Genomic DNA, 20,738 nt, shown 5'->3' on the forward strand with positions numbered 1-20,738 from the left:
CGTGGCATAACGGCCGCGGTTCACGATAAAGCCCGGGTTGACGACATAGCCCGTGGCTGTGGTTCAAACTGTCAGACCACTGGGGCATGATGGATGCGTGGTAACTGACAAGGCATCGAAAGCATCATCTGTACCGGCCGTATCTGTAACGGCTGGCGACTCTGCAACGGGCGAGTCCGCGGCTGTCCCTGCGCATGAATTGCGGGATGAGTACGCGGATCTCGTCGATAAGGTCCGCAAGTATCGGCACGCGTATTACAACGAGAACACGCAGTTGGTTTCTGATGCCGAGTTTGATGAGTTGTTTGCTCGGCTTGAAGAGCTTGAGGCGCTGCACCCTGAGTTGGTGACGAACGATTCGCCGACGCAGGAAGTCGGCGGTGAGGTTTCGGCGGCGTTTTCGCCGGTTACTCACCCGAGCCAGATGTATTCGCTCGAAGACGTTTTCACTTACGAAGAGCTTGAAGCCTGGTTTGAGCGCGCCCGCACCAATAGTGCCTCGCTTGCGCCCGGGGTTGAGATTAAGTGGTTGACCGAGGTCAAGATCGATGGGCTTGCGGTGAACCTGATGTACCGCGATGGTGTCCTGGACGTCGCGGCAACCCGCGGGGACGGCACGACGGGCGAGGACGTCACGGATAACGTCAAAACGATCGCCGATATCCCGCACCAGTTGAAAGGTGAGGGGTGGCCGGCCGAGCTTGAGGTCCGCGGCGAGGTGTTCATCCCGTCTAAGGAGTTTGAGGCGTTCAACGAATCGCTCATCGCCGAAGGTAAAGCGCCTCTCGCGAATCCTCGCAACGCAGCGGCAGGTTCGCTGCGTCAGAAAGACCCAGCCCAGACCGCTAAGCGTCCGTTGCGGATGTTCGTGCACGGTGTGGGTGCACGCGAAGGCATGGACGTTGAGTCTCAGCACGAGATTTACGCGCAGCTTGAAGCGTGGGGGCTTCCGGTATCCCCGTATAACAAGCTGTTCCACACCACCGACGAAGTGTTCGCCTACATCGATCAGATCGGCCAAGACCGCCACAGCCTGGTTCATGAGATCGATGGCATGGTCATCAAGATCGATGACTTCCAGGCGCAACGTGCCTTAGGTTACACCTCCCGCACTCCTCGCTGGGCTGTCGCATATAAATACCCTCCAGAGGAAGTTCACACGGATCTTCTGGAGATCCGCGTGCAGGTCGGACGCACCGGCCGAGTCACGCCATACGGCGTGATGCGTCCTGTCACGGTGGCTGGTTCGACGGTTGAGCGCGCAACCTTGCACAACCGCGATGTGGTCAAGGCCAAGAATCTGCTCATCGGCGACGTCGTGGTGCTTCGTAAGGCAGGCGACGTCATCCCTGAGATCGTGGGGCCAGTGCTTCCGCTGCGTGAAGGCCGCGAGGACGAACTCTCCGAGTGGGTCATGCCAAGCGAATGCCCATCGTGTGGAACGCCGTTGCGCCCCGCGAAGGAAAGCGACGTAGATCTCCGTTGCCCTAACAGCCAACACTGCCCAGAGCAGCTGGCTCAGCGTGTTGAATACGCGGCCTCCCGCGGTGGGCTCGACATCGAGGCTCTCGGTGCCGAAGCGGCTATCGCTTTGACGATCGGCCCGGGACCGGACCCTGCTGAGAACAACGGGGTTCCGGCTCCTTCGGGTCCTGGGCCTTTGACGACCGAACGCGACTTGTTTGACCTTGCCGACCCGGAATCAGCGCTGTCGAAGTCGCTCGCGGATGTCCGCGTGTGGCGCGAGAAGCGGTCGAAAGGCCAGGGAACCGGCGTGTGGGAGCTACGCCCATACTTCTATACGCGTGGAACCTCGGCTAAACCCGCCGGGCCCAACGCGAATACGCAGAAGCTGTTCCGCGAGGTCGCTGGCGCTATGGGCAAGGACCTGTGGCGTGTGCTCGTCGCGTTGTCGATCCGCCACGTTGGCCCGACCGCATCGCGGGCCCTAGCTCAGCGTTTCGGCTCGATGGATGCGTTACGGGAAGCGGTAGCGAACGAGAACGCTGTCGAGATCCTTTCCGATATCGACGGCGTGGGAACGATCATCGCTGAAGCGCTCGTGGACTGGTTCCAGGAAGACTGGCACGTCGAGATCGTAGACGCGTGGCAGGAAGCCTGGCGGGCCAACGGCTACGAGATGGCCGACGAGCGAGACGAAGAGATCGCGGCGATCCTCGAAGGCCTCACGATTGTTGTGACCGGATCCCTTGAGGACTTCTCCCGAGACGAGGCGAAAGAAGCGATCCTCGCACGCGGCGGCAAAGCTACGGGGTCGGTCTCCAAGAAGACGAGCGTTGTGGTCGCGGGTGAAGCCGCCGGGTCTAAGCTCACGAAAGCCCAAGAACTCGGCATCCCAGTCCTGGACGAAGACGGATTCAAAGAACTCCTCGAACACGGCACATCCGTTCTCGAAGAAGACGCAGCACGTGAGGGAGGTGGCGACCAGTGAGCCACGCTCATACGGCCTCGGACCCTGTAGTGGCAGAGGTGTTCGACGTGGCGCTGGGCGCTGCGCATGCGGGCGCCACGGTACTCGCATCGATGCGGGGCCAGGCAGAAATCACCGCTCAAGCCGACACGAAATCCGCGGCAGGGGACTGGGTCACCCAGGCCGACCGTGCATCCGAGCAAGCGACCCGCGAATACATCCACGCCCGCCGGCCAGACGATGCGCTCACTGGCGAAGAATACGACGCAACCGGCGACACATACGCCGAATACCGTTGGTGCATCGACCCGCTCGACGGAACCGCGAACTTTGTGCGCGGACTGCCGCACTACGGGGTATCCGTCGCGGTGGCGCGCCGCGAATATCTCAGCGAATATCGTGGCGAAGACGGCAACCCAACCGAAGACACCCCATTCGTTGAACAGTGGGTGGCCGGGGTAGTGATCGCGCCTGAGCTCAAGCAGATGTGGGCGGCCACTGCGGGCCATGCGTACACAGCTCCGTGGAATGCCGAGAAGACCCCGCCTCGGTACGGGGAAGAATCCAGCCGAACCCTCACAGCGGAGGTCTCCGAAGGCGCTTCCGGCCAGGCTCGGATTCTCGCGTATGGATTCGGCTACGGCGCTGACCAGCGTCAAAGCCAAGCCCAAGCGCTGACACACCTCATCCCGCACTTCGACAACGTCCGCCGCCTCGGTTCAGCCGCCATCGACATGTGCCTCGTAGCGGACGGGACCCTCGACGCCTACGCGGAAACCAACATCAACGAATGGGACTGGGCGGCCGGCGCATTCATCGCAGAAACCGCAGGCTTCCCGGTGCAACGCCCCCTCTGGAACGGCTCCCACAGCTACGGATGGTGCCTCGTAGGTGATGTCCACGGACGATGGCTCGGTCCAATCGCCGCCATCGACACGGGCAATACAGCGCACGCTAGCGATGCATCCAGCGTTAGCGATGCAGTGACCGTTGACGCAGCCAGTGGTGACGGTGAGGTCAACGCGGGTGCCATCACGCTCCGTTACGCGACCTACCACGATGATGAAGTGATCCGTGAGCTCACCGAGCGCGCGTACCTACACGCCGGATACTTCGGGTCCGCAGACCACCGCTACATGCAACGGGTTGCGCAGGTAGCAGAACGCCGCAGGCATGCACTCATGCTCGTCGCGGAAGACGCTGACCAGAACATCGTGGCGTCAGTGACGTTCTCGCTCGCAGGCAGCCTGTGGGCCGACCTCGCCGAGGACGGCGAGCTTGAGATGCGGCTCTTGGTTGTGGACCCGCGGTTCCAACGCGCGGGTCTCGGCGGGAAACTTGTCGAAAAGTTCCTCGAGTTCGCCGGGACGTTGCACGGTATTCGCAAGCTCGTTCTGACCACCACACCTGATTGGGAACCAGCGATGCGTTTCTATGCCCGCTACGGATTCTCACGCGACACCCACCGGGACATCGACATCCCAGAAGTACCTGGGCTATGGCTCGCGGCATTCAGCAAAGAAATCAGCCCGCACCACACGTCGGGGTCGTGAACAGAACTCACATACAGACCTCAAAATGCCAACTACGGCAACTGCGCCTAAACTGGTGCAAGCACTTAAGCCCATCGGGACTTTGAAAGATTGGGAGGGAAATGTCTGGAATCTCACGTGACCAAGTGGCGCACCTAGCGACCCTGGCACACATTGCCATGACAGAAGAAGAACTCGACAGGATGTCCACAGAGCTCGACGCGATCGTGGACGCCGTCGCCTCAGTCAGCGAAGCCGCAACTGACGACATCTCGGCAACCAGCCACCCCATCCCGTTGACCAACGTGATGCGCGAAGACGTCGTCGGCGAAACGCTCACCCAAGCGCAGGCACTCGCCAACGCACCTGATGCTGAAGACGGCCGCTTCCGTGTCCCAGCGATCCTGGACGAGGACTGATAACCCATGGCAGAGATCTACGAACTTTCCGCATCCGAACTCGCCGCAAAACTGCGTGCACGCGAGATCACCAGCGAAGAAGCCGTCAAAGCCCACCTGGACCGCATCGAAAAGCTCGACGGCGTCATCAACGCATACCTGCACGTCAACGCTGAGGAAGCGCTCGATGTAGCGCGCGAAGTCGACCAGATCCGTGCAGCAGGCGGGGCAGAAGCAGAAGCCCTCCACCCGCTCGCCGGCGTGCCCATCGCAATCAAGGACCTCATCGTCACCAAGGGGCAGCCGACCACCGCAGCATCCCGCATGCTTGAAGGCTGGATGAGCCCCTACGACGCGACCGTGATCGCCAAGATCCGCGAAGCCAAGCTGCCGATGCTCGGCAAGACCAACCTCGACGAATTCGCGATGGGTTCCTCAACCGAATACTCCGCATTCGGCGTGACCCGTAATCCATGGGACCTCGACCGCATCCCAGGCGGCTCCGGCGGCGGCTCCGCAGCAGCGGTCGCAGGCCACCTCGCGCCACTCGCCCTCGGAACCGATACCGGCGGATCGATCCGTCAGCCATCCGCTGTAACCGGCACCGTCGGCGTCAAGCCAACCTACGGTGCGGTCTCCCGCTACGGCGCGATCGCGATGGCATCCTCGCTCGACCAGATCGGTCCCGTCGCACGCACCGTGTGGGACGCAGCCGCACTGCAAGAGCTCATCGGCGGCCACGACCCGAAGGACTCGACCTCGCTCGAAGGCGACTCCGAAGGCCTCATCAAGGCGGCCGAAGAAGGCGCGTCCAGCGACCTCACCGGCGTCAAGGTTGGTGTGATCTCGCAGCTGCGCGGCGGCGAAGGCTTCGAAGACGGCGTGACCGCATCCTTCGAAGAAACCCTCAAGACCCTCGAAGCGCGCGGCGCCGAAATCGTCGAGGTTGACTGCCCGAACTTCACCTACGCGGTCGGCGCGTACTACCTCATCATGCCGTCCGAGGTTTCCTCGAACCTCGCCAAGTACGACGGTGTTCGCTTCGGCCTACGCGTCCTCCCAGAGGACGGCCCCATCACGATCGAACGTGTCATGGGCGCATCCCGCGCTGCTGGCTTCGGCGACGAAGTTAAGCGCCGCATCATGCTCGGGACCTACGCGCTGTCCGCAGGCTACTACGACGCCTACTACGGTTCGGCACAGAAAATCCGTACGCTCATCCAGCGTGACTTTGCGGCCGCATTCGAGAAGGTTGACGTGCTCGTGACCCCAACGGCTCCGACCGTCGCGTTCAAGATCGGCGAAAAGATCGACAACCCTGTTGCGATGTACCTCAACGACATCGCAACCATCCCAGCGAACCTCGCAGGAATCCCAGGTATCTCGATCCCATCCGGGCTCTCCGAAGGCCTCCCAGTAGGCGTTCAGTTCCTCGTGCCAGCCCACGAAGACGCCCGCATGTACCGCATCGCTGCAGCCGCTGAGGCCGCACTCGAAGAAAGCTACGGCGGCCCGCTTCTAACCCAGGCACCAAACCTGGACGAAGCAGTCGCAGCCCGCGTTCAGGAGGCTAACTAAACATGACAGAGATTGTTGATTTCGACGAAGCCCTGACGCGCTACGAGCCAGTCCTCGGCTTCGAGGTCCACGTCGAGCTGAACACCAAGACCAAGATGTTCTCCTCGGCACCCAACGAATTCGGTGACGACCCGAACACCAACGTCAACGAAGTCGACCTCGGCCTGCCAGGTGTGCTTCCCGTCGTGAACAAAGCAGGCGTCGAGTACGCGATCCTGCTCGGCTTGGCACTCAACTGCAACATCGCAGAATACTGCCGCTTTGCCCGCAAAAACTACTTCTACCCGGACACCCCGAAGAACTTCCAGACCTCGCAGTACGACGAGCCCATCGCATACGACGGCTACCTCGACATCGAGCTGGACTCCGGGAAGGTCTACCGCGTCGAAATCGAACGCGCACACATGGAAGAAGACGCCGGCAAGCTGACCCACGTGGGTGGCTCCTCCGGCCGAATCCAGGGCGCATCGAGCTCGCTCGTTGACTACAACCGTGCAGGCGTTCCACTCGTCGAGATCGTGACCCGCCCTATCACGGGTGCCGGCGCGGATGCCCCAGAGCTTGCGCGCAAGTACGTTGAGGTGATCCGCGACATCGTCAAGGCGCTCGACATCTCGGATGCCCGCATGGAACGCGGCAACGTCCGCTGCGACGCGAACGTTTCGCTCATGCCGATCGGTTCCGAGAAGTTCGGTATCCGCTCCGAAACCAAGAACGTCAACTCGCTGCGCTCCGTCGAACGTGCCGTTCGTTACGAGATTTCCCGCCACGCCGGAATCCTCGACGCCGGCGAGACCGTGGTTCAGGAGACCCGCCACTGGCACGAAGACACCCGTACTACGTCGTCGGGTCGTCCGAAGTCCGACGCCGACGACTACCGCTACTTCCCAGAGCCAGACCTCGTGCCGATCGTCACGACCGCCGACCAGATTGCCGAACTGCGCGAACGCCTTCCGGAGCTGCCAGCCGCGAAGCGTTCCCGCCTCAAGGCTGCGTGGGGCTTCTCTGACGAAGAGTTCCGCGACATCGTCAACGCCGGCCTCATCGACACGATCGAAGAAACCGAGAAGGCTGGCGCGGACGCATCCGCAGCACGTAAGTGGTGGATGGGCGAGATTTCCCGCATCGCGAACGAAGCGGACAAGGACGTCACCGAAGTCGGGATCACCCCGGCACACGTCGTAGAGATCGAGAAGCTCATCGGCGAGAAGAAGATCAACAACAAGATCGCCCGCCAAGTGCTCACCCACGTCGCAGACGGAGAAGGCACACCGGGCGAGATCGTCGAGAAGCGCGGCCTTGCAGTCGTGTCCGACGACGGCGCGCTGACCGAAGCCGTCGAACAAGCGATGGCCGATAACCCGGACGTGGTCGAAAAGATCAAGGCCGGCAACCAGAAGGTCATCGGCGCCCTCATGGGACCGATCATGAAGGCGACCCGCGGCCAGGCCGACCCAGGCCGAGTCCGCGAGATCATCCTCGAGAAGATCAACTAACCTCACCTGGTCCCCGTCACAACCCAACACGTGACGGGGACCAGCGGTTAACCCACCCGACGCCACCGCCGTCGTCGAGACCCACTGCAACAGGGGCATCACCCCAGCAGGCGCACCACCCAAGGAGAACGTGCATGAGCAAGCCAACCGTCACCGTCGTGGGGTCCACCAACCTGGACATCACCGCAACCGTGCACCGCCTCCCTGGGCCGGGCGAAACCCTCCTCGGACGCACGCTCGTGCACTCACCAGGCGGCAAAGGCGGCAACCAGGCGCTCGCAGCTTCCCGCGCAGGCGCCAACGTCCGGTTCATCACGGCAGTCGGGAGCGACGAAGCCGCACGCGAAGCACACGAGCTCCTCGCCGCGGACGGCGTTGACCTCGACCACGTCCTCGTACGCGAAGATGAGCCAACTGGGACCGCGATCATCACTGTCGACCAGGGCGCCGAAAACACGATCATCGTGATCGCAGGGGCCAACCAGCACCTCGACGCTGGAGCCGTCCAAGCGCGCGCCGCTGCGATCGAAGGCGTCGTCGTCTTGCAAGGCGAAATCCCCGTGACCGGAATCCAGGCAGCCTTCGCGGCAGCAGAGGGCCGCGTCGTGTTTAATCTCGCGCCCGTCATCGACGTGCCAGCAGACCTGATCCTGCGAGCAGACCCGCTCGTCGTCAACGAACACGAAGGCGCGGGCGCCCTCACGATGCTCGGCGGCAACCCGGACGGCCTGAGCGACGAAGAGATCGTGCACGCGCTCAAAGCAGCAGGGGTGCGTTCGGTTGTCATGACGCTCGGAGCCAACGGCTCCCACGTCATCGACGATGAGGGCGAACACAAAATCCCGGCCCACACCGTAACTCCCGTCGACACGACAGGCGCCGGCGACGCCTACGTGGGCGCCCTCGCCGCGCGGCTTGCAGCGGGGGACAGCCTCGCCGACGCCGCCGGGTACGCAACCCGCTACGCCGCCGACACCGTGACCCGCGCAGGAGCGCAAGCGTCCTACGGTGTTCTGCCCGTACGATGAAACTGCCAGGTAGCGGTTAAGCCTGAGGCCAAACCCCTGCCGCGAACCAGGTCAGATCTGAAAGGATAGACGCATGGCTACTATCGAGTTCCAAGGTAAGACCCTCAACACCGTCGGCGCCCTCCCTGCAGTGGGCCAGGCCGCTCCAGAGTTCACCACCGTCAACACCGACCTCGAAGACGTGACTCTCAAGGACCTCGCGGGCAAGCGCGTTGTCCTGAACGTCTTCCCATCCATCGACACCGGCGTATGCGCCCAGTCTGTACGCGAATTCAACAAGCGTGCAGCGGGCCTCGACAACACCGTCGTTGTCACCGTGTCCATGGACCTCCCGTTCGCTCTCGGTCGTTTCTGCGGCGCTGAAGGCATCGACAACGTCATCGCAACCTCGGCGTTCCGCTCGAGCTTCGGCGAAGACTACGGAATCAAGTTCGCGGACGGCCCAATGAAGGGCCTCATGGCTCGCGGTGTCATCGTCATCGACACCGACGGCAGCGTGCTGTATTCCTCCCTGACCCCAAGCGTGGGTGAGGAGCCAGCCTACGACGAGATCCTCAACGTCCTCTAAACCACACACGTGCTGGCGCCCGGGGTCACAAGCCCCGGGCGTCTCGCGCATCCAAACACCCCTCGCTCAACAACCCGCGCAAGATAACGCGGGCGCACTGCCCGGCGCAGTCATCGTGGCTTACCTGCTGTTCTTCGTGCGAACCTACCGCTCGCAGTAACGGAGTTGCGTTGGCGTCTGTGCGGCTTTAGCGCAGTAGTTCAAGGCATGTGTCAGCCGCCACTGCTGCCCGCATGATGCGCGGCTGAGTCTTCCTCAAGAGCCGCCCCCACGTCTTGACCCCGCCGCGTAACGCGGCGTCGGCAACACGCGTCAACGCGAACGCCCCATTCCATACGTGAGCCCGGGCCGCGAAAAACTCATCCGGCGCCGCCTCATCTATGACATCCTGGCCGTGCCACAGCGATAAATGCGCGAGATTAATCGCAGGATCCCAACGCGAAGCCTTATCCCAATCCAGAATCCCTACCAGCTCGCCGTCACGCCAGTGCATATTCCTGCCGGCTAGATCCCCATGCACCAAACTCTGCGGCACAGCAGAACCCGCGGCATACCCAATCTCGCCCACGGCAGCTAACACCGCGGCAGCACTTTCGCGCACACCGGGATCCAACGCATCAATCGCGGCATCCTTGCGGTCCTGCGTCCACTCCGGCCCGGCATCCCACGCGGCACCCACCAAGTCTTCATACGCATCGCGAGGGACCGCCATCAGGTCGGCAACAATTCGCCCCAACACAGCCGGGTCACCTTCACGCAGCGGGTGCGCGGAGCCAGGGATAAACCGCTGGACGATCCCGCCAGCCGCATCGACGGCGGAACGGGACTCGGGAACGAGCCACGGAACATGCGGGGCCAGCGCGTCCACCAAAGCGGCCTCGTGAGGCTGCGCGAGGGCTTCCTCACGCGTACGCGCCATCCGAAAAACAACCTCAGGAACTGGATCCCCCGGGATCAGAACCACATTCGACTTACCCGATTCCTCAACCCGGCCGGATACCCAAGCGGCATCAGGGTACAAAGCAGCGGCGCGTTCGATTTCTTTACGGAGCGGTTCCCTGGCCATGCCACCAGCCTACCGAGCATAATCGGATGCATGAGTTCCCAACCCCCACATTCGAACACCGGGCATGACCAAGCCGCGCCGCCGCAGGCGGTTACTTCGAAGGCTGTTCCGTCGCGCGCGGTTTTGGGGTGGGAGATCGCTATCGTTTTGGCGCTGTCGCTCGGCAAGTCCGGGGTCTACGCCCTCATTGACCTGCTCGACACCATCACGCGAGGCCCGATTTCTTCCGGCACAGCGGCGCTCAACACGTCAACGGGGACGCGCCCGTGGATCGATCTGCTGTATCAGCTTGCGGGGATTTTCTTTGCACTCGCGCCGGTCGCGCTCGTGATCTACCTGGTGTCCCGTTGGCCGGGTAACAATCCGTTGCACAGGTGGGGCATTGACGGCCGACGATGGGGTGCGGACGCCGCTGTAGGCGTCGGCTTCTTTGTGCTGATCGGGGTGGGAACGCTCGGAGTGTACGCGGCGGGCCGCGCGTTGGGCATCACGACCGCGATCACCACATCGGGCCTACCGGATGTGTGGTGGAGCATTCCGGTGTTGCTGTTGGCGGCGCTCAAGAACGGGCTACTCGAAGAGGTCGTGGTGCTCGCGTACCTGCATGAGCGGCTCTCCACACTCAAGTGGGGCCCTGCAGCCATCATCCTTTTCTGCGCTGTGGTGCGCGGCTCATACCACCTGTATCAGGGCATCGGGCCGTTCATCGGCAACGTAGCGATGGGCGTGATCTTTGGGATGTATTACCTACGGAAGCACCGTGTTATGCCGCTGATTTGGGCGCACTTTTTGCTCGACGCGGTAGCTTTCGTGGGCTACCCGCTGTTGGCTACCTGGTTCGGTTACGGCAGCTAAAACGCGCCGCCGCTAGCCGCACACTACCGCCGCTAGCGGCGCGCTACGGCGGCTAGATCGTGACGAGTCCCTGAGGAGTTTTCAGCGTGACCGACTGCAGGCCTGGCATCCCGGAAGGGGCCGTGTAGTTGAACACGACGTTGCCCTTGAAGTCTTCACCTGGGTGGCCGAGCCATTCGTCGATGCGGTCGCGGTTGCCGGAGATCGTGAGCTCCACGATTTCACCGTGTGGCTCTTCGGCCATGGACGGGTGCAGGTCCTCGAAGCCCTCATCCCAGCGCAGGAAATAAGGCAATTGTGGGTCTGCGATGAGCCCGTTGATACCGATCTGCCGCCACGTGAGTTCGCGGCCGTCCGGGAACTTACGGGAGCCAGGGACAGCACCGCGCTGGAGGCGTTCTTCGATTGGGGTCATGTCGTCGACGGAAACAACCCAGCCCATCCAGCCGCCGCCCATCTCGGAGCGCTCACGCACAGCTTTGCCGAATGGCTGCTGCAACGTGGCCGGGTGGTCGAGTACCTCGACGACTTCGAGGTACTGGTGGTTGCGGAGTGGGAAGAACACGTTGCGTGTTCCGAAGCGTGGGTGCACGCCTCCTTTGACGTATCGGAGTCCGAGCTGCTCGGCGATACGGTCAGCAGTAGTCGTCAGGCCCTCTGGCCCGCATGCGTAAGAAACGTGGTCGAGCTTCATGGTTTAAATCTGGCACTGTGTGAGCTACATCTCTACTTAGGTTTGCCTAAGTTGAGGTTTCCGATGTGCTTGTTTATGCGACTGGGAAGGGCCTGTAGGTCTTCGCGAAAGGTCATGAAATAAACGCCGATGCGCGGCGCGGTTCACATTGTGAACACGCTCTGGCCTCGTCGTTCATCAGTGCTGTACGCTAATGAGCAAGGTCATGAGTGCCAGTGCAAAACCCCGGTTTGCTGGCCGGCAACCCTCCGTCCGCGGCGGGGTGCCCCGGGTGAGGACCTGGCCACACGGGAATGCCGCTGTGGCAAGCGCGGGCTATGCCCGCCCGTAACCGGGCGGACGTAACTTTTCCTCTTCAAGCGTTGTCGTCGTCTGACATGCGCGGGCAAGCCCCTCACAGTGAGCAAGGGGTGCTCTTTTAATGTCCCAGCAGAAATTTGAAACTCGTCAGATTCACGCCGGCCAGACGCCAGACCCAGTCACGGGGTCGCAGGCTCTACCGATCCACTTGACCAACGCGTACGTGTTCCCGGACACCGAATCGGCGGCGAATCGTTTCGCGTTGAGCGAGCTCGGCCCGATCTACACGCGCCTCAACAACCCAACCACCGAGGTCATCGAAAACCGCATCGCAAACCTCGAAGGCGGTGTCGGCGCGCTGTTCGTCGCATCCGGCATGGCCGCAACAAGCTATGCGATCCTCAACGTCGCAGAAGCCGGCGACCACATCGTCGCCTCGCCATCCCTCTACGGCGGAACCCAGAACCTCTTCAAGCACACCTTGCCTAAGCTCGGCGTTGAGGTCACTTTCGTGGAGGATCCAGACGATCTCGACGCCTGGCGCCGCGCGATCAAGCCGAACACCAAAGCGTTCTTCGGCGAAACCATCGGCAATCCACGCCAAGACGTGTTCGACATCGAAAACATCGCCGCAATCGCACACGACGAAGCCGGTGTGCCACTCATCATCGACAACACGCTGGCAACCCCGTACTCGCTGCGGCCTATCGAATGGGGCGCCGACGTCGTCGTCCACTCCGCAACCAAGTACCTCGGCGGCCACGGAACCGTGATGGGCGGGGCCATCATCGACTCCGGCAACTTCGACTACACCAAGCATCCGGAACGCTTCCCGGGCTTCAACCAGCCGGACGAGTCCTACCACGGCATCGTCTACGGCCGCGACATGGGAGTCGGTTCGCCTCTGGGCGCGAACCTTTCCTACATCCTCAAGATCCGCGTGCAGCTGCTGCGTGACACGGGTGCGGCGATCTCCCCAATGAACTCGTTCCTGATCGCTCAGGGCCTCGAGACGCTCTCGTTGCGCGTTGAGCGGCATATCGAAAACGCGCAGAAGGTCGCTGAATGGCTCGAAGCCCGGGACGACGTCTCCGCGACCATCTACGCGGGCCTGAAGTCCTGCCCGTGGTACGAACGCGGCCGCCACTACGCACCGAACGGCGTGGGTGCGATCGTCTCGTTCGAAATCAAGGACGCAGAGGAAGACGAAGAAGCCGCCCGCGCTTTCGTGGACGCGCTCGAGCTGCATTCGCTCGTTGCCAACCTGGGTGACGTTCGCTCGCTTGTCGCGCACCCGTCGTCCACGACCCATTCGCAGCTGAGCCCTGAAGAGAAGAAGGCCGCCGGCGTTGGCCCGGGCACGGTCCGTCTATCCGTGGGCCTCGAACACGTCGACGACATCATCGCTGACCTGCAGAAGGGTTTCGACGCATTCCACGCCGCCCGCGCATAACGCACGGGAAGCGCCACTTGCTGGCGCCCGGCAACGGAATCGTCAGGAACCCATCAAGCAAAAGTACTAAGCGAAGGCAGCGTCATGACGTTGGATGTACGAGAGCACTTGCAGCACAACGCCCCGGAGAACGGCGTGAAGATCCTTTCTCTAGGGCCGCTGGATCTGGAAACGGGCGGTCACTTGCCGCAGACCCACATCGCGTATGAGGTTTTCGGCGAGCTCAATGCGGACCGCAGCAACGCCGTCTTGGTCTTGCATGCGTTGACCGGCGATACTCATGCTGCGGACGGCGGGCCAGCCGACGATGCGGTTGCCGGCTCGCAAGCCAACGATGCGGCATCCACGGCCGCGGCTGCACCGGAGCCGGGCTGGTGGCGCGATGTCGTGGGGCCGGGTAAGCCCGTGGACACCAATACGTATTGCGCGGTGGTTCCGGCGGCGCTTGGCGGATGCTCCGGAACGATCGGCCCCGCATCGCTGGCCGAGGACGGCCAGCCGTATGGTTCGCGGTTCCCGTTCGTGACGATCCGCGACATGGCTGCGCTTGAGTTCCGGCTCATGCAGGCGCTCAACATCGATGCATGGCATGCGGTTGTGGGCGGCTCGATGGGTGGTGCCCGTGCGCTCGAATGGGCCGCGAGCTATCCGGAGCACGTCAAGCGGTGCGCCGTGATCGCGGCGACCGCGGAGTCCTCGGCTGAGCAGATCGCTTTCGCGCAGATCCAGACTCAAGCGATCCGACTCGATCCTGAATTCCACGGCGGTGACTATTACGGTCACGGCAACGGGACCGGCCCACAGCGTGGTCTGGGTATCGCGCGCCGTCTTGCGCACGTTTCCTACCGTTCCGCTGCCGAGCTCGACCATCGCTTTGGGCGCTCGCCGCAAGGCGAGGAGCTGCCGTTGGGTTCTGCTGGCCGCGATGAGCGCGGCCGGTACGCCGTCGAGTCGTATCTTGATCACCAGGCGCACAAGCTCGTGAACCGCTTTGATGCGAACGCATACCTCACGCTCACGGAGGCCCTCATGAGCCACGATGTGGGTCGCGGCCGCGGGGGAGTCGAGGCGGCGCTCGGCGCTCTTGATGGCGTCGAGTTCTTCATCGCCGCGGTTGATACGGACCGCCTGTATTACCCGCAGGAGTCGCAGCGGATCGCGGATGCGCTCCCGGGCGATGTTGAGGTTCACGTGGTCTCAACGCCGGTGGGTCATGATGGCTTCTTGACGGATGGGCATCAGCTGGACGCGCCGTTCCGCGAATTCCTTGCGTGAGTGCCGCGTGGCAGGATGGTCTTATGATTGAAAAGTGGGAACCGTTTGTTGTTGAGCATGTGCCTGAGGGCGTGAATGAGTCTGCGCCGCTCTTGGTTTTCTTGCATGGTTTCGGCGCGGATGAACGCGACCTCTTGCCGATTGCGAGCATGCTTCCGGAGCAGTTCATTATGATGTCGGTGCGTGCGCCGCTTGAACTGGGTTTTGGCGGTTACGCGTGGTTCCCTCTTTCAAACCAGGATCTGGAGTTCAACTCGGCTGATTACAGCCAGGTCGTTGAGGATCTGACCGAGTGGGTTGTTGAACGCAAGAAGCAGCACGAAACGGTCACGTTGGTGGGCTTCTCGCAGGGTATGGCGATGGCGACCTCAGTTGCGCGCCGTGCTCCCTCCGCTGTGGATGCGTTGGTGGGTTTGTCGGGTTTCACCCTGGAGCAGTTCGCTGACGATGCGGGTGAGGATTTCTTCAAGGATGAAGAGTTGGCGTCGCGTGAAGAGAAGATGCCGATGTTCTGGGGACGCGATCCGGAAGATCCGGTGATCCCGGACCGGTTTATTGAGCCGACGAACACGTGGGCGCGCGCGAACACGGACCTCACGAAGGTCAATTACCAAGGCATCGGCCACGGCGTCGGCCAGACCGAGATCCGTCACATCGGCGAGTTCCTGACCGCCAAGGTGCTCGGCGCTCAGGTGTAGGCCGCAGGCCTAGGCGCGCAGGTTGAGGTCGCTGTCCTAGGCGACAGACCCAGCGGCGTTAGAAGTCTTCGTCCTCGCGGGCCACACGCAACGTCATGTCGTGAAAGCCGACCACGTCGTCGAAATCGAGTTGCCGGCCACGGCGGGTTTCGACTTCGCCGTTGACGGTTGCGGCACCATCGGCGATCTCTTCGCGAGCCTGCACGCCGTCCTCAACCACGTTGGCAAGCTTCAAAAACTGACCCAAACGAATACCTGCGGTGCGGACGGGTACGTCAATGATGTCTGCGGAGCTCATATGTCCAGGGTCTCACGAGCAGAGCTAACTACGCACGCCTTCAATAACGCGCCAAATATCCTACGCAACCGTTAGGATTGACGACAGACCACAACGGACCGCAGCCGGCGGCCCGTGACAACCGATGGAGTTCACTCAACATGGCAGCAGCGTCCAAGCTGGATAAGGTCATTTCACTCGCTAAGCGGCGTGGGTTCGTTTTCCAGGCAGGTGAAATTTACGGAGGTTCGCGCTCTGCATGGGACTACGGTCCGCTGGGTGTTGAGCTCAAGGAAAACATCAAGCGCCAGTGGTGGAACACGTTCGTACGTTCCCGTTCGGACATGGTGGGCCTGGACTCCTCGATCATCATCCCGACCCCGATCTGGCAGGCATCCGGCCACGTTGAGACGTTCACCGACCCGCTCGTCGAGTGCCTGTCGTGCCACCGTCGCCACCGCGAAGACCACCTTCTCGAGGCCTATGAGGCTAAGAAGGGCCGCATGCCGGAAGAAGGCATGGCGGAGATCGTGTGCCCTGACTGTGGCAACCGCGGCCAGTGGACTGAGCCGCAGCAGTTCTCGGGTCTCATGAAGACCTATCTCGGTGCCGTCGATGATGAGTCGGGCCTGCACTACCTGCGCCCGGAGACCGCGCAGGGTATCTTCGTGAACTTCTTGAACGTCGTGAACTCGGCCCGTCGTAAGCCCCCGTTCGGCATCGGGCAGATCGGTAAGGCGTTCCGCAACGAGATCACCCCAGGTAACTTCATCTTCCGCACGCGTGAGTTCGAGCAGATGGAGATCGAGTACTTCACCCCACCTGAGCAGGCGTCTGAACTGTTCGATGAGTGGGTTGAGGACTGCTGGAACTGGTTCGTTGACCTCGGTGTTGACCCGGATAACCTGCGTAAGTTCGACGTCCCTGAGGGCGAACGCGCACACTATTCGGAGCGCACGATCGACCTCGAGTACCGTTTCGGTTTCCAGGGTTCGGAGTGGGGCGAGCTCATGGGTATCGCTAACCGCACCGATTACGACCTTAAGCAGCACATCGAACACTCCAAGACTGACTTGTCGTACTTCGATCAGGCGAAGGGCGAGCGTTACGTTCCGTACGTTGTTGAGCCTTCGTTCGGCCTGACCCGTTCGATGATGGCGTTCCTTGTGGATGCCTACCACGAGGACGAGGCACCGAACACGAAGGGCGGAACCGACGTCCGCACCGTACTCAAGCTTGACCGCCGTCTGGCTCCGGTCAAGGCCGCTGTCTTGCCGCTGTCCCGTAACGAGAAACTGTCCCCGCTGGCTCGCGAGCTGGCTCAGAAGCTCGGCGCGCAGTGGAACGTTGACTTCGATGACGCGGGCGCGATCGGCCGTCGTTACCGCCGCCAGGATGAGATCGGTACGCCATTCTGCATTACCGTGGACTTCGATTCGCTTGAAGACAACGCTGTCACTGTGCGTGAGCGTGACACGATGCAGCAGGAGCGCGTCGCGATCGATGAGCTTCCTGCTTATCTTGCAACCCAGCTGATGGGAGCTGTATGAGTGTGGCTGAACTTGAGGGCCTGACGTTCCGCCCGTGGGCGGAAGGCGACGACCTGCGTCTGTTGGAAGTGTGGGGTGGCCCCCGCACTCCGCAGGCGCATGAAGACCGAGCCATGTTGCGGCCCTCGAGTGATGAGCCGTTCGCTCGTTGCATTGTCGCTGAGCTGAATGATGTTCCGATCGCGGCGGGCGTCGTGTATTCCTCTAGCCTGCATCCGCAGCGGTACTGGTTCTATGTTGAGGTCGCTTTGGGCGAACGTCGGCAGGGGATCGGGCATCAGTTGCTCGCGCTTTTGAAGGCTGAGTTGCCTGCGGGTGCGCAGCTGAAGTCGCGTTATACGGCGGCTGCCGCGGGCGAGAACCCTGATGCCGATGGTGCTGCCGGCTTCCTCGCGGCCGAGGGCTTTGGCCTGATCAACAAGTCGATGCTGGTGGTCGTTGAGCCGTCTGCGTTGCCTTTGCCTGAATTCGCTGAGGACGGGCTGGTGCTTGAGGAAGCGGCGACGGGCTCTGTTGAGTTGTCCACGTTGGTCGCTGAGTTCTATAACGCGACGCATGCGTGGGATCCGTCGACTATGACGTTGGGTCTTACTCAGACGATGCTGTTGGGTCCGCACACAGGCGCCAAGGGTGCTGTTGTGGTTCGTGACCGCGCGATGGGAGAGGACGCTCCGATCCTCGCGTTCGCGGTTTCGTATGAGCCAGCGCGTCCGGACGCTCCGACCGAGGTTTTGTTGGGGTGGAACCCTGAGCTGGATGAGGAACGCGCAGCGCAGGCTTGCAGGGATTTGCTGGCGATGCTGGTGCATCAGTTCCCGGTTCAGCTCGAGGTTGATACCGCGATGGTTCCGCTGGGTCGTGTGATTGACGAGCTGGGCCCGAAGGGGTTGGCCACGATCGTCACGACGACCAATATTGTTGCGACGGATGCGTAAGGATCTTTTCCGCCGCAGCCCTGGTGACCGCGGCTCTGCAGGGCACGGCGCCCATGAGCCTCACGGGCACAGTCATGATGCTCCGATTGCTAACCCGCGGTTGCGTCGTCGTGCCACGATCGTTCTGACGGCCATCTTGATCCCGCTTGCCCTGCTCACGATTGCGGGGCTTGTGTGGTTGTGGCCGAGCGCCAATGAACGGCCAGATTCGTTGGGTCAACCGTATTCGGCTGCCCCGGGCGTCAGTATTCTGACGTTGCCGGTGGACAAGGTGGATTCGGACGGCAGTTGTGCCGCTTCGGATTCGCATGCCGGGGACGTGGAAATCGAGTCGGACGAGACCTGTAGCGTCCCGTACGTCACGGATCCGGAAACGGAGCAGCTAGTTCCGATGCAGATCCCGCCTGAAGTGGAGAACCACAATCCTCCAGAGGTCGGGGACAAGATTCGCGTCATGCTGATCAGTGCTTCCGTGGGTGGGGAGGACGTCGGCCCGGATGCGGCTCCGACCGCTACGTTCATCGATTACAACCGCGATTTTCCGGTTGCGTTGCTCTCGATCGTGTATGCACTGCTTGTGATTGTGGTTGCTGGCTGGCGTGGCTTCCGCGCTCTGATTGGGCTCGCGTTTTCGTTTGTGATTTTCGGCTGGTTCATGTTCCCGGCGCTCTTGGCGGGTAAGCCTGCGCTGTGGGTTGGGCTGGTTGGCGCGATCGCGATCATGTTCGTTGTCTTGTACTTCGCCCATGGGCTTACGGCACGCACCACGACAGCGTTGCTGGGCACCATCGTCGGGCTTTTTGTGACCGCGGGCATCGCGGTGTGGGCCACTGACAGCGCATCGCTGTTGGGGCTGGGCGAGGATTCGACGTACACGCTCAACCAGGTCGTGCCGAATGTTTCGCTTTCGGGGATCGTGTTGTGTGGCTTGTTCATCGCGGGTCTTGGCGTGCTCAACGACGTGACGATCACGCAGGCTTCCGCGGTGTGGGAGCTCGCAGATGCTAAGCCGGATGCTTCGGCGCGCGAACTGTTCAGATCTGCGATGCGCATCGGGCGAGACCACATCGCCTCCACGGTGTACACGATTGTGTTTGCGTATGCGGGTGGCGCGATCGCGACGTTGCTTTTGATGAGCATGTACGACTATTCGATGCTGAAGTTCCTCACGACGGGTGAGCTCGCCGAAGAGGTCGTGCGCACGTTGGTGGCTTCGATTGGTTTGGTCATCGCGATTCCGGTGACGACGCTGATCGGTGTGATCGTGGTCAAGGCCTCGATGCAGGGCGCCGGTTCGCATGGCACGCCGGCCGCGGAGCATGGCACCATGGAATCGTGACTATTGCAAGCCCTATCGCCCCGTTGAGCACCGGTGAGACTGATCATCCGGTCAAGCTCACGTTGCCTGAATTGTGTCTGCGTGACCTCAGGTTCGCTTCCCCTGTGGTGCTTTCGCCGATGGCGGGAATCACGAACTCGGCGTTCCGACGTTTGTGCGCCGAATACGGTGATGGGTTGTTTGTGTGCGAGATGGTGACCTCGCGCGCACTGGTTGAGCGTACGCGGGAGTCGATGCGGATCATCAAGCATCACCCGGATGAGCGCATCCGCTCGGTTCAGCTGTACGGCGTGGAACCGAACACGGTGCGCGCGGCGGTGCGGATGCTCGTCGAAGAGGGGCGCGCGGACCACATCGACCTGAACTTTGGGTGCCCGGCTCCTAAGGTCACGCGTAAGGGCGGCGGTTCGGCGTTGCCGTGGAAGATCGATCTTTTTGAACGTCTACTGGCCGGCGCTGTTGAGGAAGCGCATGCGGGTAACGTCCCGTTGACGGTCAAAGTCCGTAAGGGCATCGATGACGATCATTTGACGTATATCGAGACCGGCAAAATGGCTCGCGACCTGGGTGTCGACGCGATCGCTCTGCATGCCCGGACGATGAATCAGCACTATTCTGGTCGCGCGGATTGGGAGGCACTCGCGCGTTTCCGCGGGGAGCTTCCGGACATTCCCGTGATCGGCAACGGCGATATTTTCAGCGCCGAAGACGCCGTGGACATGGTTGAACAGACCGGTGTTGACGGCGTCCAGATTGGTCGCGGTGTTCAGGGTAAGCCGTGGCTTTTCGGAGATCTTGAGGCCGCGTTGAACGGTTCGCCGGTGCGCTATCGGCCAACTTTGGGCGATGTTGCTGGCGTTTTCCGCCGCCATGCTGAGCTGCTCATCGAGCATTTCGAGGACGAGTTCCGCGGCTTGCAGGATCTGCGCAAGCACGTGGCCTGGTACTTCAAGGGCTATGAGGTCGGGGGTGAGGTCCGTTCGGGGCTCGCGAAGGTTTCGGGGCTCGATGAGCTGGATGGGTTGCTCTCGAAGCTCGACTGGGATGCCCCGTACCCGGGCAAGGCGGCGGAGGGTTCGCGTGGTCGCGCCGGTAGCCCTAAGCGCCCGCATCTGCCGCAAAACTGGCTGGAGTCGCGCTACTTGAATGACGAGCATCAGGCCATGATTTCCCACGCGGAATTGGATATTTCCGGTGGGTGATCAGGGTTTGAATCAAGGGCAGGGCTTGAAGCAAGAGCAGGGTTCGAAGCATCCGCGGTATCA

General features: G+C 61.9%; 18 protein-coding genes and 1 riboswitch. Of the genes, 15 read left to right on the forward strand and 3 right to left on the reverse strand.

Annotated elements, in window-relative coordinates:
- Positions 1 to 97 precede the first annotated feature (97 nt).
- From ligA to tpx, 7 genes are all read left to right on the forward strand, one after another.
- The gene (gene ligA / locus JOD50_RS06900) at positions 98 to 2,452 is read left to right on the forward strand and encodes an NAD-dependent DNA ligase LigA (RefSeq protein ID WP_204880930.1); all 2,355 of its coding nucleotides are present in this window, start codon (positions 98 to 100) and stop codon (positions 2,450 to 2,452) included.
- Positions 2,449 to 3,984: an inositol monophosphatase family protein gene (locus JOD50_RS10625; RefSeq protein ID WP_204880931.1), complete on the forward strand. Its 1,536-nt coding sequence runs from the start codon at positions 2,449 to 2,451 to the stop codon at positions 3,982 to 3,984. The genes ligA and JOD50_RS10625 overlap by 4 nt, the downstream gene beginning before the upstream one ends.
- Before the next feature lie 101 nt (positions 3,985 to 4,085).
- Entirely contained in the window at positions 4,086 to 4,382 is a 297-nt protein-coding gene (gene gatC / locus JOD50_RS06910; protein WP_204880932.1) for an Asp-tRNA(Asn)/Glu-tRNA(Gln) amidotransferase subunit GatC, read from the forward strand.
- A 6-nt stretch (positions 4,383 to 4,388) separates the two neighbouring features.
- Positions 4,389 to 5,939 (forward strand): Asp-tRNA(Asn)/Glu-tRNA(Gln) amidotransferase subunit GatA, encoded by a 1,551-nt coding sequence (gatA, locus tag JOD50_RS06915; protein ID WP_204880933.1) that lies wholly within the window; start codon positions 4,389 to 4,391, stop codon positions 5,937 to 5,939.
- A gap of 2 nt (positions 5,940 to 5,941) precedes the next feature.
- Positions 5,942 to 7,435: an Asp-tRNA(Asn)/Glu-tRNA(Gln) amidotransferase subunit GatB gene (gene gatB, locus JOD50_RS06920; protein ID WP_204880934.1), complete on the forward strand. Its 1,494-nt coding sequence runs from the start codon at positions 5,942 to 5,944 to the stop codon at positions 7,433 to 7,435.
- Positions 7,436 to 7,569: 134 nt separating this feature from the next.
- Positions 7,570 to 8,463 carry a ribokinase gene (locus JOD50_RS06925; protein ID WP_204880935.1) on the forward strand — a complete coding sequence of 298 codons (894 nt, stop codon included), beginning with the start codon at positions 7,570 to 7,572 and terminating at the stop codon, positions 8,461 to 8,463.
- A gap of 73 nt (positions 8,464 to 8,536) precedes the next feature.
- Positions 8,537 to 9,031: a thiol peroxidase gene (gene tpx / locus JOD50_RS06930; protein ID WP_204880936.1), complete on the forward strand. Its 495-nt coding sequence runs from the start codon at positions 8,537 to 8,539 to the stop codon at positions 9,029 to 9,031.
- A 187-nt stretch (positions 9,032 to 9,218) separates the two neighbouring features.
- Here tpx and JOD50_RS06935 read toward each other — a convergent pair whose 3' ends face one another.
- Positions 9,219 to 10,097 (reverse strand): phosphotransferase family protein, encoded by an 879-nt coding sequence (locus JOD50_RS06935; protein WP_204880937.1) that lies wholly within the window; start codon positions 10,095 to 10,097, stop codon positions 9,219 to 9,221.
- Positions 10,098 to 10,127: 30 nt separating this feature from the next.
- Between JOD50_RS06935 and JOD50_RS06940 the strand changes: the two genes are divergently transcribed.
- Positions 10,128 to 10,952, forward strand: a complete 825-nt coding sequence (locus JOD50_RS06940; protein WP_204880938.1) for a CPBP family intramembrane glutamic endopeptidase — start codon at positions 10,128 to 10,130, stop codon at positions 10,950 to 10,952.
- 52 nt (positions 10,953 to 11,004) lie between these two features.
- Here the strand turns inward: JOD50_RS06940 and JOD50_RS06945 are convergent, their stop codons facing one another.
- Positions 11,005 to 11,646 carry a VOC family protein gene (locus tag JOD50_RS06945; RefSeq protein ID WP_204880939.1) on the reverse strand — a complete coding sequence of 214 codons (642 nt, stop codon included), beginning with the start codon at positions 11,644 to 11,646 and terminating at the stop codon, positions 11,005 to 11,007.
- A 201-nt stretch (positions 11,647 to 11,847) separates the two neighbouring features.
- Positions 11,848 to 11,963: riboswitch (SAM riboswitch) on the forward strand.
- A gap of 104 nt (positions 11,964 to 12,067) precedes the next feature.
- Between JOD50_RS06945 and JOD50_RS06950 the strand changes: the two genes are divergently transcribed.
- The 3 genes from JOD50_RS06950 to JOD50_RS06960 all read left to right on the forward strand — a co-directional run bounded on the left by JOD50_RS06950 (position 12,068) and on the right by JOD50_RS06960 (position 15,372).
- Positions 12,068 to 13,399 (forward strand): O-acetylhomoserine aminocarboxypropyltransferase/cysteine synthase family protein, encoded by a 1,332-nt coding sequence (locus tag JOD50_RS06950; RefSeq protein WP_204880940.1) that lies wholly within the window; start codon positions 12,068 to 12,070, stop codon positions 13,397 to 13,399.
- An 84-nt stretch (positions 13,400 to 13,483) separates the two neighbouring features.
- The gene (metX, locus tag JOD50_RS06955; protein WP_204880941.1) at positions 13,484 to 14,674 is read left to right on the forward strand and encodes a homoserine O-acetyltransferase MetX; all 1,191 of its coding nucleotides are present in this window, start codon (positions 13,484 to 13,486) and stop codon (positions 14,672 to 14,674) included.
- Between the two features lie 23 nt (positions 14,675 to 14,697).
- Positions 14,698 to 15,372 (forward strand): alpha/beta hydrolase, encoded by a 675-nt coding sequence (locus tag JOD50_RS06960; protein ID WP_204880942.1) that lies wholly within the window; start codon positions 14,698 to 14,700, stop codon positions 15,370 to 15,372.
- 58 nt (positions 15,373 to 15,430) lie between these two features.
- Here JOD50_RS06960 and JOD50_RS06965 read toward each other — a convergent pair whose 3' ends face one another.
- Positions 15,431 to 15,670 (reverse strand): RNA-binding S4 domain-containing protein, encoded by a 240-nt coding sequence (locus tag JOD50_RS06965; RefSeq protein ID WP_109303838.1) that lies wholly within the window; start codon positions 15,668 to 15,670, stop codon positions 15,431 to 15,433.
- A 140-nt stretch (positions 15,671 to 15,810) separates the two neighbouring features.
- On the opposite strand from JOD50_RS06965, the gene JOD50_RS06970 reads away from it, so the two are divergent.
- The 4 genes from JOD50_RS06970 to dusB are packed head-to-tail and all read left to right on the forward strand — an operon-like array spanning position 15,811 to position 20,675.
- On the forward strand, positions 15,811 to 17,199 hold the full coding sequence (locus tag JOD50_RS06970; protein ID WP_204880943.1) for a glycine--tRNA ligase: 1,389 nt from the start codon (positions 15,811 to 15,813) through the stop codon (positions 17,197 to 17,199).
- Positions 17,196 to 18,134, forward strand: a complete 939-nt coding sequence (locus tag JOD50_RS06975) for a GNAT family N-acetyltransferase (protein ID WP_204880944.1) — start codon at positions 17,196 to 17,198, stop codon at positions 18,132 to 18,134. Before JOD50_RS06970 ends, JOD50_RS06975 begins: the two co-directional genes overlap by 4 nt.
- A complete protein-coding gene (locus JOD50_RS06980; RefSeq protein ID WP_204880945.1) occupies positions 18,127 to 19,473 on the forward strand; it encodes a YibE/F family protein in 1,347 nt (448 codons plus the stop codon). Before JOD50_RS06975 ends, JOD50_RS06980 begins: the two co-directional genes overlap by 8 nt.
- Positions 19,470 to 20,675, forward strand: a complete 1,206-nt coding sequence (dusB, locus tag JOD50_RS06985; protein ID WP_420825529.1) for a tRNA dihydrouridine synthase DusB — start codon at positions 19,470 to 19,472, stop codon at positions 20,673 to 20,675. The genes JOD50_RS06980 and dusB overlap by 4 nt, the downstream gene beginning before the upstream one ends.
- The last annotated feature ends 63 nt before the right edge of the window (positions 20,676 to 20,738 follow it).

Source organism: Pseudoglutamicibacter cumminsii, from assembly GCF_016907775.1.
Classification (GTDB): domain Bacteria; phylum Actinomycetota; class Actinomycetes; order Actinomycetales; family Micrococcaceae; genus Pseudoglutamicibacter; species Pseudoglutamicibacter cumminsii.